8 protein-coding genes are annotated in these 15999 nt (G+C 63.3%); 3 read left to right on the plus strand and 5 right to left on the minus strand.

Annotation, left to right across the window (positions count from 1 at the left end):
* Positions 1–162 precede the first annotated feature (162 nt).
* Entirely contained in the window at positions 163–10233 is a 10071-nt protein-coding gene (locus tag ACFQS4_RS19425) for a cadherin-like domain-containing protein (RefSeq protein ID WP_500195614.1), read from the plus strand.
* Positions 10234–10376: 143 nt separating this feature from the next.
* Here the strand turns inward: ACFQS4_RS19425 and ACFQS4_RS19430 are convergent, their stop codons facing one another.
* On the minus strand, positions 10377–10712 hold the full coding sequence (locus ACFQS4_RS19430) for a 2Fe-2S iron-sulfur cluster-binding protein (RefSeq protein ID WP_500195616.1): 336 nt from the start codon (positions 10710–10712) through the stop codon (positions 10377–10379).
* A 142-nt stretch (positions 10713–10854) separates the two neighbouring features.
* On the opposite strand from ACFQS4_RS19430, the gene ACFQS4_RS19435 reads away from it, so the two are divergent.
* Together ACFQS4_RS19435 and ACFQS4_RS19440 are read left to right on the plus strand one after the other, a co-directional pair.
* The gene (locus tag ACFQS4_RS19435) at positions 10855–12261 is read left to right on the plus strand and encodes a geranylgeranyl reductase family protein (RefSeq protein WP_500195618.1); all 1407 of its coding nucleotides are present in this window, start codon (positions 10855–10857) and stop codon (positions 12259–12261) included.
* Positions 12262–12476: 215 nt separating this feature from the next.
* Positions 12477–12950, plus strand: coding sequence for a hypothetical protein (locus ACFQS4_RS19440; RefSeq protein WP_500195620.1), 474 nt, complete (start codon positions 12477–12479; stop codon positions 12948–12950).
* 239 nt (positions 12951–13189) lie between these two features.
* Here the strand turns inward: ACFQS4_RS19440 and ACFQS4_RS19445 are convergent, their stop codons facing one another.
* The 4 genes from ACFQS4_RS19445 to ACFQS4_RS19460 form a co-directional block, all read right to left on the minus strand.
* Positions 13190–13825, minus strand: coding sequence for a COG4315 family predicted lipoprotein (locus ACFQS4_RS19445; RefSeq protein WP_500195622.1), 636 nt, complete (start codon positions 13823–13825; stop codon positions 13190–13192).
* A 98-nt stretch (positions 13826–13923) separates the two neighbouring features.
* Positions 13924–14226: a DUF8036 family membrane protein gene (locus ACFQS4_RS19450; protein WP_500195624.1), complete on the minus strand. Its 303-nt coding sequence runs from the start codon at positions 14224–14226 to the stop codon at positions 13924–13926.
* Positions 14227–14287: 61 nt separating this feature from the next.
* Complete coding sequence (locus tag ACFQS4_RS19455; RefSeq protein WP_312909355.1) at positions 14288–14581, minus strand: winged helix-turn-helix domain-containing protein; 294 nt, start codon at positions 14579–14581, stop codon at positions 14288–14290.
* Between the two features lie 73 nt (positions 14582–14654).
* Entirely contained in the window at positions 14655–15926 is a 1272-nt protein-coding gene (locus ACFQS4_RS19460; protein ID WP_500195627.1) for an amidohydrolase, read from the minus strand.
* Positions 15927–15999: the final 73 nt, after the last annotated feature.

The following is a 15999-nucleotide window of genomic DNA, read 5'->3' on the forward strand; positions in this document are numbered from 1 at the left end:
TCAGGGGGTGAGTATAGATAAATCACCCTTCGCACATATCGCATGCAACGACTGTTGGGGGGAGTGATAGCAGTGCTGGTCGTACTTTCGACCATTGCCACGGGGCCCACGGCACTCGCATTGACTGGTGACGGTGATTCGTATTCGGACGAGCCGAGGCCAGTGATAATTGACCAATTCGATCGAGCTGATCTTGCGACCAGCCAGGTAGGGCGAGTAGAATCGACAGTTGAAACCGTCGATGGGAACGCCATCTTCGGCGGGAACGATGGCGAAATCGCGGCGATCGGGACCTCGGCAATTGTCGACCTCGTCGACTCTGTATCGATACTTGACGCTGGCGACTGGGGAACCGCTGGTCGCGACTCGGCTCGCACGGGACATAATCCGGATACCACTGGACCGGCGACCGACGTCGATGTGCTGTGGGTGTACGAAGCCGACAACGAGAGCCAGCACGAGCCGGCAGTCGTCGCCGACGGTCGAGTGTTCGTGCCGACTCGAGACGGGCTCCAAGTCTTACACAACGAAACTGGCGAGTTGCTGTGGAACGACACCGACATCGAAGTCGAGCGCGTCGCCGTCTCCGACGGGGTCGCCGTCGTCACCTCTAATACCATCGACGATGAAATCCGCGCCTACGACGCGTCAGACGGCACGGAACTGTGGAACGTCACCGACTTCTACGCGGGATCGATGGTCATTCTGAATGACGCGCTCTATGTCGAGCGCACGACGTACACCGGTCACCGACTGTACGCCTACGACCTCCAGGACGGAACGGCGCTGTGGGATGTCGAGTACGCTGACGACGAATCCGGCGGTATGGCCGCTTCGGATGACACTGTCTACGTTACTGGATGGCTCTCCGATTCCTTCGACAGAGAGCGCGCGGTGTACGCGCTGAACGCCTCGAGCGGCGAGGAGCGCTGGCGATTCGAGACCGAGGGCCACATCGAAATGGCTCCTGTGGTCGACGACGGGACAGTTTACGTGGGCGCTGGGGAAGAAGGATCCTACGGGGGTGAGACCTACGATCCGAAGTTCTACGCACTGAACAAGACGGACGGCCACGTCGAGTGGATCTACGACGCTCACGCGAGACCGATCGGCGCCGCCATCGCCGACGGTACGGTGTACGTCTCGATGGGCAACGGTATCCACGCTCTGGACGGGACTACCGGCGAGCGCCAGTGGGTTCACCGGATGGACGGTGACGTCGACTACGGACTCACCTACACGAGAATGACCGCGAACCCGCCGGCCGTCGCCGGCGACGTGGTTTATGCGACAAACGACCGGGGGTTCGTCGACGCCCTCGACGCCAGCACTGGCGACCTGCTGTGGACCGAACGGGTCGACGGACGGCTGACGCAACCGGCGATCGCCGACGACCGGCTCTACGTTCACGCCCCGGTAACGGCGAGCAGTGAAAACGTCGTCCGCGTCTACGCTTTCGAGGAGGAACAGTTCGCGTTCTCCGGACTGACGCCGTCGGCTACGGTCGTCGCTCCCGGTGAGGAACTCACGGTAGACGTGACCGTCGAGAACGTCGACGACGTGGCCCGCGACTACAACCTGTCGCTGATGGCCGAGAACGTCTTCCCGGACGACCGGCGAGCCGTCGACACCGAGACCGGACAGCTCGCTCCCGGACAGTCGGCGACGCTGACGTTCGCGACGCGGTTCACCACGTCCGGCTCTTGGAACCTCTCGGTCGAGCGTGAACTCGAGCGCGAACCGGCCATCGGACCGGTGACGGTCGACGTCGCCCACCCCGATCCGGTCGACGACTGGCCGATCCGCGGATTCGACCGCGGCGCGTCGGGGTCGAACGCGGATACGGACGGACCGAAACGGCACGTTCAGGAGCGCTGGAACGTCTCTAGCTACGATGATCGCTTCGAGCCGGTCGTCTCGGACGACACCGTCTACGTGATTCGCGACCGCTTCAACGGTCCGAGTCTGTACAGCCTCGAGGCCTACGACTTCGAATCGGGAGCTCGTCTGTGGAAACACAATTTCTCGGCGGATCATCGGATTCCCGCCGGATCGGTGACGGTGGACAACGGCACGGCGTACGTCTACGCGACGACGTCGTACGGGTACGGAGACGGCGCGCCCGATCCCGCGGTGGGTACGGTGTACGCCTTCGGCGCGGCAGACGGAAACGTCACCTGGTCGCAGGATATCGACCTGAACCGGTCGATCACAGCCGATCAGGCCCCCGTCATCGCGAACGGACACGTGTACGTCTCCGGTGCGATAACGGAGTGGAATCCGGACAACGCGAACGCGTCCGTCTACGCCCTCAATGCGGCTACCGGAGGCATCGAGTGGACGCACACGATCGGTTCGGAGAACGAACTCGAGTACTTCTATCCGCTCACGTACGAGAACGGCACGGTGTTCGTGGGGCTCACCGACGAAATCGAGTCGAGCGGCACCGAGTACGTTCAGTCGGTCGTTGCGATCGACGCATCGAGCGGCAATCAGGTGTGGAAGAACTCCGCCCTTGACCTCGATCTGGACGATCGGATCGTCGTTCGAGACGACCTCGTGTACGCGATCGACAGATCGCGCAACGGGGACGGCTCGCTGGCCGAAGAACTCGTCGCCGTCGACGCTACCAGCGGGAGCGAAGCGTGGCGGTTCAGCCCACCGAACGTTTCGACGTCGTCGGCCGAGTACGACGAGTGGTATCTCTTCGAACCGGTCGTCACCGACGACGCCGTGTTCGTCCGCCAGCGGGAGACGAGCTCGTCGTACAGTTACCAGCGGCTGAATCGGGTGAACGCCTCCACGGGTGACCTCGAGTGGCGACGGAGCTACGGCGACAGATACTCGTTCACGGTCGTCGACGGGCTCGTGTACGCGTCCGGACACAACGATCGGACCTCCATCTACGACGCCCTCACGGGCGAATCGATGGGGAGCACCGACATCACGTCGGGCGCCACCGGCGCCGTCGTAGCCGTCACGAACGGCACCATGTTCGGAACCACCGACCAGGGTCAAACCCTTCGAGCCCTGAGCGAGGGCGGTCACTTCGAGTTCTCGAACCTCGCGGTCGAGTCCGACCGCCTCGCCAACGGCGAGAACGCCACGGTCACGGCGACGGTGACGAACGTCGGCGACCTCGAGCGATCGTGGAACGCGAACCTCCGCGTGTCTCCGGACTCGAGCCGCCAGAACCACCACATCTGGAACTACTCCAGCCAAAGCGGGACGCTCGCACCCGGCGAGAGCGAGACGATCACCTGGGAGGTCCGTCTCGACGATCGCGGAGACTACGTGTTCACGCTGCAGTCGGATTACGAGAACACGGGGATGAGCGCGTATCTCGACGATCTGACCCACGGCGTCACGGTCAGCGTCGGGGACGGTCGCGACGGCGAGACGATCTCGTTCATAGGCCCGCGCGAGATGCCGTCCGGGCCGGACGCCTGGCCGAAGGAGAGCGCCGACGCTGGGAACACCGGTAACAACACCGGAACCGGGGTGCCGACCGCGGTCGGCCCGGATGTTGAAGCGTGGGCGGTGAACCACTCCTACGAGTGGACGACCGGCCCGACGGTGGCGAACGACACGGTGTTCGTCGGCGGCAACCACATCAGCGGCGGCGAGTTCGTTTACGCTCACAACGCGACGGACGGCACGCTTCGGTGGGAGTACCCGACCCACTCCTCGACGGACCTCGCAGTACCGTCGACGTACGCGGGCGGGTACCTCTACGTCGGGACGACCGACGGGCGGGTCTACCAGCTCGACGCAGTGACCGGCGAGTGGATCTGGACGTACAACGGGCTAGACGACGTCGGTGGGATTACCATTGTCGACGACGTCGCCTACGTCTCCGGACAGGCGTACGTCGACTCGGCAAACTCCGGCACCGTTCACGCGCTGAACGCGTCCACCCGGGAGGTCCTGTGGACGTTCATCCGGGCGAGTTCGTACTACGGGATGAACGTGAAGCCAGCCGTCGAGAACGGAACGGTCTACGTGACGAGCGACGACGGTTACACCTACGCGCTCGATGCGGATACGGGCGAGGTGGAGTGGAGTCGAGACGTCGCAGGCACCGGATCGCGCCTCCACTCTCCCGTCGTGAAAGACGGTGTCGTCTACGTCGACGACGCAGCGTACGGCAGCACCGACGCGAACCTCTACGCACTCGACGCGACGGACGGCAGTACCATCTGGAGCACGCCCGCGAACGTCGACGGCTATACCGGGTCGTCACCTGCGCTAGCGAACGACACGCTGTACTTCACCGCCGACGGATCCGTGCAGGCGGTCGACGCGACCGGGGATTCGACTGGCGGAGATCGGTTGTGGAGCACTTCGGTTTGCACGGCCACCCGGTACTCGCCCGTGTACACCGATGGGGTGGTGTACGTTCCGACGACCGACAGCGCCATTCGAGCCTACGACGCTGACACCGGCGACCTCCTCTGGCGCTACGACAGCGACTACGGTCGCTCGTTCACGCCGGCAGTCGTCGACAGCACGCTCTACGCAACCGGACTGGAGAACGACGACGGCACCTACCCGCTGCTCGCCCTCGAGGGCGGCACGACCGACGAGCCGAAGACGCTGCTGAGCTACTCCGGGCTCTCCACCTCTTCGACGAACGTCTCCACCGGCGAGTCGTTCACCGTCTCAGCTACGGTGCAGAATCTGGCCGACGCGAGTTGCGGATACGTGGTCGACTTCGAGGTCAACGGAACGGTCGTCGACACCGCTACCGGTTCGATCGGGACGGGATATAACGATGAGGAGACGGTAGAGTTCACCCACTCGTTCTCGAGTACCGGAACCTACGGCGTCACCATCGCTGACCTCCCGCCCGTCACGGTACAGGTGACTGAACCGGAACCCGAAAAACCCGACGTCGACGTGTCTCCTTCGAACTGGGACTACGGTACCGTCGACGTCGACGAGTGGGTGTACAATGACTTCGAAGTGACGAACCTGGGACGAGGGGACCTTCACTGGAACAAGTCGGTCATCACGGGTCCGGACGCCGACGAGTTCTCCATCACGATGGACGACTCGACGAAGTACGCATATCTCTGGTGGGGCGGATCCGGCTACGTCAGGGTGTACATAGCGCCGGAGACGCCCGGAACCAAGACCGCTGCGCTGGAAATCCATAGCGACGACCCGGACGAACCGGTCGTCACCGTCCCGCTCTCGGGGAACGTGTCCGGGGAGCCGGATGTCGACGTCGCGCCGGAGACCGTCGACTTCGGCGCCGTCGAGGTCGGGGAGAACGTGACGGCGAACGTGACCGTCTCGAACGTCGGCGGCGGACCGCTCACCGTCGACGACGCGGCGGTCACCGGTCCCGACGCAGGCGTCTATACCGTCACGGACGGCGGATCGTCGACCACGGTCGCGGCGGGTGAGTCCTCCACCGTCACCCTCAAGTTCGCGCCGACCGCTACCGGATCGGCGGACGCGACGCTCGAACTCTTGACTGACGACCCCGACGAGCCGTCCGTGAGCGTAGCGCTCTCGGGCAACGGCACGATCACGAACCCGAACCACGCACCGATCGCGGCCGCAAACTACTACACTACGATCGAGGGCCAGAACCTGACTGTGGACGCGCCGGGCGTCCTCGCCAACGATTACGACCCCGACGGCGATTCGCTCATCGCGAGCAACTACGGCGATCCGAGCAACGGGACGGCCTCGATGGTCGTCAACGGGAAGGTCACCTACACTCCCGACCCGGGATTCACCGGCACGGACAGCTTTACTTATATCGTTCAGGACGACCACGGCGAGTACTCCTCATCCGGCACAATCACCGTTGAGGTGCTTCCAGATCCGAACAGAGCACCCGTCGCCGTCTCAGACAGCTACTCGATCGTCGCAGGAGGGAACTTGACCGTGGACTCGCCGGGCGTCCTCGCCAACGACTACGATCCCGACGGTGATTCGTTTATCGCCAGCAACTACGGCAGTCCGAGTCACGGCAATGTGTCGATGGTGGTCAATGGGAAGGTCACCTACGTCCCAGACCCGGGATTCATCGGCACGGACAGCTTCACTTACATTGTTCGGGATGAACATGGCGAGTACTCCTCATCCGGCACAATCACCGTGGAAGTACTCCCCGATCCCAATCGAGCGCCGGTGGTCGTCGACGACCGCTACTCGATCGTCGTGGGGGAGAACCTGACCGTTGATGCGCCGGGCGTCCTCGCCAACGATTACGACCCCGACGGCGATTCGCTCATCGCGAGCAACTACGGCGATCCGAGCAACGGGACGGCCTCGATGGTCGTCAACGGGAAGGTCACCTACACTCCCGACCCGGGATTCACCGGCACGGACAGCTTCACGTACATCGTCCGGGACGAGCACGGCGAGTACTCCTCATCCGGCACGATCACTGTCGAAGTCGTGGCAACGAACCGTGCGCCGACGGCGGTCAACGATCACTATGCCACCCTCCGTGGTCAGAATGTAACGGTGGACGCGCCGGGGGTCCTCGCCAACGACTACGACCCCGACAACGACTCGCTCATCGCGAGCAACTTCGGCAGCCCGAGCAACGGGACGGCGTCGATGGTGGTCAACGGGGAGCTCACCTACGTCCCGGATCCGGGGTTCACCGGCACGGATAGTTTCACCTACCTCGTCCGGGACGAACACGGCGAGTACTCCTCGTCCGGCACGATCACCATCGAAGTGATCGATCCCGCCCGGGCGGCGCCGGTGGCCGTCGACGATTACTACACTACGCTCGAGGGTGAGAACCTGACCGTGGACGCGCCGGGCGTCCTCGCCAACGACTACGATCACGACAACGACTCGCTCATTGCCAGTAACTACGGCAGTCCGAGCCACGGAACGGCGTCGATGGTGGTCAACGGGAAGATCACCTATGCCCCGGATCCGGGTTTCACCGGCACAGACAGCTTCACCTACCTCGTCCGGGACGAACACGGCGAGTACTCATCGTCTGGCACGATTTCCGTCGAGGTGCTTCCGGATCCTAATCGAGCACCGACGGCCGTTTCGGACAGCTACTCGATCTACGAGGGCGAAAACCTGACAGTGGACGCACCGGGCGTCCTCACCAACGACTACGACCCCGACGGCGACTCGCTCATTGCCAGTAACTTCGGCAGTCCGAACAACGGAACGGCGTCGATGGTCGTCAACGGGAAGATCACGTACACCCCCAATCCCGGCTTCGTCGGTGTCGACAACTTCACCTACCTCGTCCGGGACGAACACGGCGAGTACTCCTCGTCTGGCACCATCACCGTCGAAGTCGTGGCGACGAACCGAAAACCGAGTGCGACCGACGATCACTACTCGATCGTCGAAGGAGAGAACCTAACCGTGGACGCGCCGGGCGTCCTCGTCAACGACTACGACCCCGACGGCGATTCGCTCATCGCCAGCAACTTCGGGAACCCAGGTGACGGAACGGCCTCAATGGTGGTCAACGGGAAGATCTCCTACGTCCCCGATCCGGGGTTCACTGGCACGGACAGCTTCAGTTACCTCATTCGAGACGAACACGGCGAGTACTCCTCGCACGGCACGATCACCGTCGAGGTGCTTCCGGATCCGAACCGAAAACCCGGCGCCGTTCCGAACCACTACGTCGTTCGCCAGGGTGAAACGCTTACCGTCGAGGAACCAGGCGTCCTCGCCAACGACTACGACCTCGATGGAGACTCGTTCATCGCGAGCAACTTCGGGAACCCGGGGAATGGAACGGCGTCGATGGTCGTCAACGGGAAGATCACGTACACCCCCAATCCCGGCTTCGTCGGCGTCGACAGCTTCACCTACCTCGTTCGAGACGAACACGGCGAGTACTCCTCCTACGCCCCCGTGACGATCACCGTGGTCGACGCCTCGACTACCGAGTTGGCCGCCATTTCGGTGGCCCGTGGCGACATCGACTTCGGCACAGTCGCCGCTGGGACGACCGCCACAGAGACGATCACCGTGGCCAACGTCGGCGATCAGAATCTGACGGTCTCCGGCGCGACGATTTCTGGTGCGAACGTATCCGACTTCGAGGTGACCGCGGGGAACGCGTCGGCAGAACTCGGATATGGGGAAACTCGTACACTCACCCTCGAGTACGTGCCAGCGGCCGTTGGGACGGCGAATGCGATACTAACGATCCACAGCGACGACCCGAACGAACCGACTATCGACGTCGAACTCACTGGGACCGGTTACGACGACGGTGCGCCGACCGTTCACGCGGTCGACGTCACCGCGACGTCTCACGACGGCTCGCGCGTTTACTTGAACGGAACGGACGATATCGACGTCGTGATGAACGTCACCGACGCGTTCGGCTCGGTCAGCGGCGTCGACGTTACGCTGCAGTCACAGTTTTCGCCGTTCCGACTCAAGGAGTCCGCCTCCTACGACACGAGCACCGGAAACTGGACGGCGTCGTTCGACGGAAACGCTATCGTCGACGACGGCGAGTACGCCGTGATCGTCGAAGCGACCGACGACCGCGGAAACCGTGACGACGCTGCGGCATCTACACCGGTCGTCGTGGACAGGATGCCGCCACAATTCGCCATCGTCGCTGACCGAGTGGACGGATCGACCGGGAACCTGACCGTCGACGCGAGCGAATCGATCCAACTCGGGTCGCTCTCGGTCGAGCTCGAGCGCCCGGACGGCAGCGTCACCCCTGTTAGTCTGACCGACCGGAACGGGACGTTCGCGCTGCCCGACGACGGGCAGTACAACGTCACCGCGACGGGCCTCGACCTGGCCGGAAACCGCGGAACTGGCGAGGCCAGAGCATCCTTCGTGAGCGGAGATACGGACGAGAACAATACCATCTTGCTGAAGATGGTACCTTCGGGACTGTTCGTCGAATTCATCACAGACCAGCCGGTCAACGGCACGTTCGCCACGGTGACGACGAGCGAAGTTCCCCTGAAGCCGCTCGGCACCGATCAGTTGGGCGTGAACTTCCTGGACGCTTCGCTCGAGTCGCGCCTCTCGAATAATCTCAGTCACGGCGTCATCGGCGTCCCGGTCGATCAGTCGCTTCTCGGTCCCGGAACCGAAGTCGAAGACGTGACCATCCGATACTACAATGAGACGTCGGAAGCGTGGGAGGACGTACCGACCGCGGTCGAAACTATTACCTTGCCGGACGGAACGACCGGCGAGTACTGGGTGGCAACTGTCACCCACTTTTCGACCTACGGCGCGGTGACGACCGACGTCACCCCGCCCGCGATCACCGCCAGCAACCCGGCCGACGGACACGAGTTCGCCGCCGGTACGTCGTCGACGACGCTCCGATTCGAATTCGACGACGTGGGTAGCGGTGTGGACATCGACGAAACAGTTGTCCTCTTCGACGACGCGCTTGTCACGTTCGACGATACCACGACGGTCACGAGCGAGTACGTCGAGTATCGGGCGACGGGACTGGTCGACGGCTCGACCCACGAGCTCGAGTTGATCGTCACAGACGCGGCGGGGAACGGACATACAGAGAAGATCACGTTCACGGTCGCGACGCCGTCTGCGGGAGAAGATGATTGCACCAACGGTGATGACGATGACAACTCTGAGGACGAAGATAGATCCGACGACGGAGATTCCAGCCCGGGGAGCGCCGACATCGTCGTCACCGACCTCGCGATGCAGTCGACCGATGTCCGAGCCGGCGAAACGGTGGCCGTGATACTCACCCTCGAGAACGTTGGCGACGCTATCGGGAATCACGTTGCCGAATTGTGCGTCGACGGCACGGTCGTCTTCGAGGAGTCTGTCACCGTTTCCGCCGGCAACTCTGAGACGGTGACGGTGATCCATACGTTCGAGAAGGCGGGTACCTACACTCTATCGGCCGGCGATCAGCGAGCGACCCTCGAGGTGTCCGACGATGAGACCGAGACGGACGAGGAACCGGACGGTTCGGACGATCAGGACGATAGCTCCGCTAAGGACGACGCTGACGGTGCAGACGACCGATCCGACAATCCAAACGGCCAAGACGACCAGTCCGACGGTCGCGACTCTCCCGACGAGACCGATGGGAACGACCGTGTAGGCGAGGACGACCGACCGGACGACGAACCAAAGGATGACCCCGGAGACGAAGCCGACGACACGATACCCGGGTTCGGAATCTCGGCGACGCTCGCCGCGCTGCTTGTAACACTCCTGGTCTCGTCTCGTTTCGTCGCCCTCGAGGAACGCCGATAGCGATAACCGGGCGGTTCAAACTCTCTCTCTCTCTCTCTCGAGGAAGGATCTCTTCGGAACGACCTTTTGAAGCACCGTCGTAGGATGGACTATTGAACTGAAATTCTAGGTCAGGAATCTGGTGTCTGTCGTCGTCCTGTCGATCAGTCGTCGGCAGATGCTGTACTCCCGTCTGCGTTCGAGTCGATATCGGCCTCGATGCTCGGCGGATACTTCCCGCGCTCGAGTCGCAGATCCGACTGTGGTCGAGCCATGCAGGTCAGCGCGTAGTTCTCGGCCTCCTCCTCGGTCAACCCGCGGGCCGCCGGCTGGGTGACCTCGCCCTCGAGGATCTCCGCCGAGCACGCCAGACACATCCCGACGCGGCAGGAGTACTCCTGGGCGATTCCTTCCTCGAGACAGCGACTGAGAATCGTCTGGGTGTCGGAGCAGGTGATCGTCTCGCCCGTGCCGACGAATTCGACGGTGTACTCGGTCATACTGGCCGGTACGAAAGACCGTACTAAAACTCTTTATCCCTCTCTGTCGTTTTCCTCCCGACAGAATCGGAGACGGCGACACTCCGGAGCGGTCGCCGGCGCACGAAAAACGTTTTCTTACCCCAGTGTGGAGAGTCGAGTTATGAGCAGCATGGAGCAGTCGGCCGCGACGACGGGCCAGCGCGAGCAGTCACCAGACGTCGTCGTCGTCGGCGCCGGCACGGCAGGGTGTTACGCCGCCGCGACCGTCGCGAAGGCGGGCTACGAGGTCGTCGTCCTCGAGCGAAAGTCCGAGGAACAGGCTGGACACATCGCCTGCGGCGACGCGCTGAAGGGCGCGGACGCGTTCCCCGAGGCGATCCCCAAGTCCCAGCTCGAGCCGGCGTTCACCAACACCGACGTCACCCACGGTCGCTTCGAGATTCCCCAGGAGGACACCGTCCTCGAGATTCCGGTCCCCGGCGAACTGGCTGTCGTCGATCGCTGGGAGTACGGCCGCCGGATCATCGAGGGGGCGAAGCACGCAGGCGCGACGTTCCACTATAACACCGTCGTCCAGGACGTGATCCAGACGGACGACGGGCGGGTCACGGGCGTCCGGGCGATGTCCCACGGCGATCCCTACACGTACGAGGCCGACATCGTGATCGACGGCGCCGGGTCGCTCTCGCTCCTCCAGGACAAGGTCGACTTCTCGGACTCGACGTTCGACACCAACGTCACCTACTCGCAGTTCTGTTCGGCCTACCGGGAGATCGTCCACGTCGAGGAGCCAGTCGAGTGGAGCGACGCTCTCGTCTTCAAGCCGACCGAGCGCGCCGCGGGCTACCTCTGGTACTTCCCGCGGACGGACACCGAGATCAACGCCGGCCTGGGCTTCCAGATGACCGAACAGCCGATGAAGCTCGTCGAGGACCTCAAGCGCGACCTCCGGGACCGACCGGAGTTCGCAGGCGCTCGCGTCGAGGACAAACTCGGCGCCGCGCTCCCCACCCGACGGCCCTACGACTCCGCGGTGCACCCCGGCTTTATGGCCGTGGGCGACGCTGCTGGCCACGTCAACCCGACCACCGGTGGCGGTATCGCGGGCGCCGCCTACGCCGGCAAGTACGCCGGCGAGCAGGCGATCGAGGCGATCGAGGACGGCGACGTCAGCGAGCACGCCCTTTGGGCGTACAACGAGCGCGTGATGGACCACTACGGCGCCCGCTACGCCGCTCTCGACGTCTACAACATCCTCTCGACGGCCGTCGACGTCGACGACCTCATGGGCCTTCTCGCGGCCATGCCCGGCGACAAACTCGCCGAAGCCCTCTACTCGGGCAGTACGGACATCGGCATGAAACTCAAGCTCGAGGCACTGGTCAAGAGCCGCGGCCACTGGGGGACGATCCTGAACCTCTACCGGACGAAGCGCCGGGCCGACGAGGTGCTCGAGCAGTACGAGGGGTATCCCTCGAGACCCGACGCGCTCCCGAACTGGCAGCGCCAACGCGACGACCTGATGGAGACGGTGTACGAAACGACAGGTGCGGATCCCAAGTATTGATCGTCAGGGTCCACAGACACAATCGTAGATTTTACCGAACAATTGCAACTGTCGATAACGATTGGTACGGTACTAACGGTCGTTCTCAGCCATCAACGTTGTCGTTTCTCTACTCGTGTTCCCTTCACACCCACCATATTTCACGGATGCATTAATGTGAAATAGAAATTTGAATCTACACAAAGTATTCATATCACTTGTCATATGCCGTATGTATGTACCGACGGAAACTACTCGCTGGTGTTGGAAGCGGCCTCGGCACGCTTGTCGCTGGCTGCCTCGGCGACATCCCCACCGCTGACGGAAGTAGTGACGACAACGACGAGGCCGCGGGTGAGACGGCGATCACTGATACGAAGTTCGAGACGGACATCGACGTTCAAGCGGAAGCAACGGATCCACCGTCGGTAAGCTACGAACGAGAGGCGGGAGAAATCTACGTCCAGGGGCAGTATTCAATCGGGAGCACGTGCTACGAAGCGGCGTACGACGACCCGACCTACGACGCCGAAGAGCGGGAATTACAATTTCGCGTCTCCCGAGAGCACGACGCGAGTGACGAATGTGATGACATCGACCAACTGGTAACCTATCGAGCCACGATTACCGTCGACGGGCCGTTTCCAGACGCCGTCGTAGCAACTGAAGACGGTACTGGATCAGCAACAACTCGAGAGCAAATCGAGTGAGTCCACTGGAACGCAAATGCACCGCGATTATCCGTGTTGGGTGACGTAGCCGTTCTCAAGCAGCGTATAGACGTTTAGGTAGTCAGCATCGAGCAACGACGCGGGGCTACTCGAGGTTGATCTCTTCGATTCCGCTCGCCAGTAGTCCACGCCGTGACCCAGACTCTCCTCGTCGATGTCGAATGTCGAGGTGTGGTCCTTCCAATCGACGGCTCAGGTGGCGGGGGATTCACGCACCGTCAGTAACCGACTCCGTCGTCGCCATCGTCGCCATCTGGGTCATCCGAGCCATCGCCATCGTCCGGCCGAATCGGCGTTCCGTCGGGCTCGAGGACCCACCAGACGTCGTTGACGCCCTGGCCATTCACGTCGCCCGGTTCCTCGTCAGAGGCGAAGTAGTACAGCGGCCAGCCGGCGGCGGCCACCTGTGTTTCCCCGTCGTCCCGCTCGAACGTGGTCAGCGTCGCGGCGACACCGTCGCCGGCGGTGGGCTCCCCGTCGACCGTTAGCGGCGGCCACGCATCGGCACAGCCGTCGTAGCAAGTGCTCGCCATCTCGTCTCGGGTGTCCTGGTCGAAGTTGTACAGCGTCAGCCCCTCCGGCCCGACGAGAACGTCGCCGAGGTCGGGATGAGACCGAACTCGAACCGTCGCGTCGGATTCGCCTTCGCCGTCGGTCTCGTTTTCGTTCTCACTCTCACTCTCGTTCTCGCTCTCACTTTCGCTATCGTCGTCACCCGAACCGTCGCTATCGTCTGTCTGCGTCCCGTCCGTCGAATCTTCGCTCCCGCTGTCCGATTCCTCGTCGCCGAGACAGCCGGCGATGGCGACGCTTGAGCCGACCGCGAGCAGGACCGTTCGTCGTGGTATCGACATACCACAACCGACGCTGATATGGTAGATGAGGATTTTCCGAACTCCGTCCATAATTCGTCCCCAATCGCCCCGTCACGACCTCGTGTCCAAACACCCCGTCAGGACCAGGTGATGCGAACGAGGAACGCCAGGGCGACCGTCTCGAGGCCACAGAGGAGCACCATTCCGGCCTGCACATCGACGCCGGCGTTGACGAACCACCCGATGTACCCCTCGTGGAGGCGGTAGAAGTACAGCCAGACCCCGTTCTGGACGAGGAGTAACGACGCGAACACGAGCAACCCGAGGGTGTGACTCGCGCCGTGTCGGCGGTAGCCCTGCACCCAGACCCAGCCCAGAGCCGCCAGTAGTACGACGTTCACCGCCGCGGCGACCCAGGCGATCGTGAACAGGGTGCTCATCTATCCCCACCTTTCCAGTCGACGGTTATCCGTGTTGTCCAAAATTGATCCATGATTACGATTACCTCGCCTCCGAGTCCGGATCGACCGCCTCGAGAACGGTCTCGACGGTGTCCCAGTTCGACCGCACCTGCTCGGTGAACAGGTAGACGGCCGCGTAGTCGTCGTCGGTCCGGCGGACGACGTTGTTCTCCATCAGGACGTCCAGGTGATGGCGAATCGTCGTGTAGTCGAACTCGAGGTCAGTCGCAAGCTGGTTGGCGTTCCGCGGTCGCTCCTCGAGCGCCCTGAGGATCCGGACGCGCGTCGGACCCCCGCGGGAACTCGCGAGGACGTACCACAGAACGTCTTCCATCGCTCTCCCGTTCTCACACGAGGGTTGTAAAGTCGCTGGTCGCTGGAAGTCTCTGACGCGTTCTCCCAGTCGTTCAGGGTCGCTCGAGTCCCACTCGCTCGATCGTCCCCGCCAGGACGTCGACGCCGTGGCGCAGACTCGCCTCGTCCACGTCGAACGTCGAGGTGTGGTGGCCGCCGGGGTGATCCGTGCCGACGCCGACGTAACACGCCAGCCCGCCGTGTTGCTGGACCTCCCGCATCAGGAAGGTGGCGTCCTCGCTCCCGCCGAGTTTGTCGCGTTCGAGGACCCGCTCGACGCCGTCGGTCGTGCTCGCCACCTCCGCAACGAGGTCGGCCAGCTCCGCGTCGCTCGTCGCGCTCGGCGCTTCGGCACCGAGTTCGATCTCGAGGTCGCAGTCGTGCATCTCGGCTGCGGACCTGAGTACCCGCGTGGCCTTCTCGCGCATGTACTCCATGAGTTCGGTCGTCTCGCCACGCACCTCCGCGACCAGGCGGGCCTCTTCCGCGATGATGTTCGCCGCGGAGCCGCCTTCGATGACGCCGGCGTTGACTCGCGTCTCTCCGTCGGAGTGGCGCGGGATCGCGTACAGTTTCTGGACGGCCGTTGCGAGCGCCTGATTCGCGTTACGCCCTTCTTCCGGACGAGCGCCCGCGTGGGCTGGTTCGCCGTGGAACGTCGCCTCGAGGTGGGAAACGGCGAGGAAGCCGTCGATGCCGGCGACGATTTCGCCGGTCGGGTGGTCGAGGCCGACGTGCATCGCCAGCAGGTAGTCGACGTCCGCGAGGTGGTCGCTCTTGGCCATCGCCTTCCCGCCGCCGATGACTTCCTCGGCGGGTTGAAAGAACACTTTCAACGTGCCCTGAAAGCCGCTCTCGGCGACGGCGTCGAGCACGCCGATACCGATCGTCGCGTGGGCGTCGTGGCCGCAGGCGTGCATGGCCTCGTGTTCGGACGGGAACCCTTCAGCCGCGGGTTCGTGATCCTCGCCGTCGGCTTCGATTCGTGGGAGGCCGTCGATGTCGACCCGGAGGCCGACCGTCGGACCCTCGCCCTGCTCGAGGACCGCGACGGCGCCTGTGTAGCCGCCCTCGAGCGAGGCCAGCACGTCGGGGTCGACGTCGTACTCGCGGGCCTGTTCGTACCAGGCGTCGATCTCGCCGTCCTCGGGCAACGCCAGGCGGTGGTCGCCGTCGATGGCTTCGGGCCCGACGTACAGGTCGAGGTCGGCCTCGAGGCTCTCGAGGGCCTCGACGATTCGCGCGGTGGTGTAAAATTCCCGCCAGGCGGGTTCGGGTTTCCGGTGGAGGTCTCGGCGGAGCGAAACGAGTTCGGCGTCGTGCATACGACCCTCTTCTCGGGAACGGTAAAAGGATTGATGAACGCGGCGATGTGCGTGTGCGTCAGAACCGTGACGA

Source organism: Saliphagus sp. GCM10025317, from assembly GCF_042663665.1.
Taxonomy (GTDB): Archaea; Halobacteriota; Halobacteria; order Halobacteriales; family Natrialbaceae; genus Natronosalvus.

Coding starts and splice junctions, on each gene's coding strand:
- ACFQS4_RS19435 (WP_500195618.1), top strand. CDS start 10,855: ATGAGCAGCATGGAGCAGTCGGCCGCGACGACGGGCCAGCGCGAGCAG.
- ACFQS4_RS19430 (WP_500195616.1), bottom strand. CDS start 10,712: ATGACCGAGTACACCGTCGAATTCGTCGGCACGGGCGAGACGATCACC.
- ACFQS4_RS19445 (WP_500195622.1), bottom strand. CDS start 13,825: ATGTCGATACCACGACGAACGGTCCTGCTCGCGGTCGGCTCAAGCGTC.
- ACFQS4_RS19450 (WP_500195624.1), bottom strand. CDS start 14,226: ATGAGCACCCTGTTCACGATCGCCTGGGTCGCCGCGGCGGTGAACGTC.
- ACFQS4_RS19440 (WP_500195620.1), top strand. CDS start 12,477: ATGTACCGACGGAAACTACTCGCTGGTGTTGGAAGCGGCCTCGGCACG.
- ACFQS4_RS19460 (WP_500195627.1), bottom strand. CDS start 15,926: ATGCACGACGCCGAACTCGTTTCGCTCCGCCGAGACCTCCACCGGAAA.
- ACFQS4_RS19455 (WP_312909355.1), bottom strand. CDS start 14,581: ATGGAAGACGTTCTGTGGTACGTCCTCGCGAGTTCCCGCGGGGGTCCG.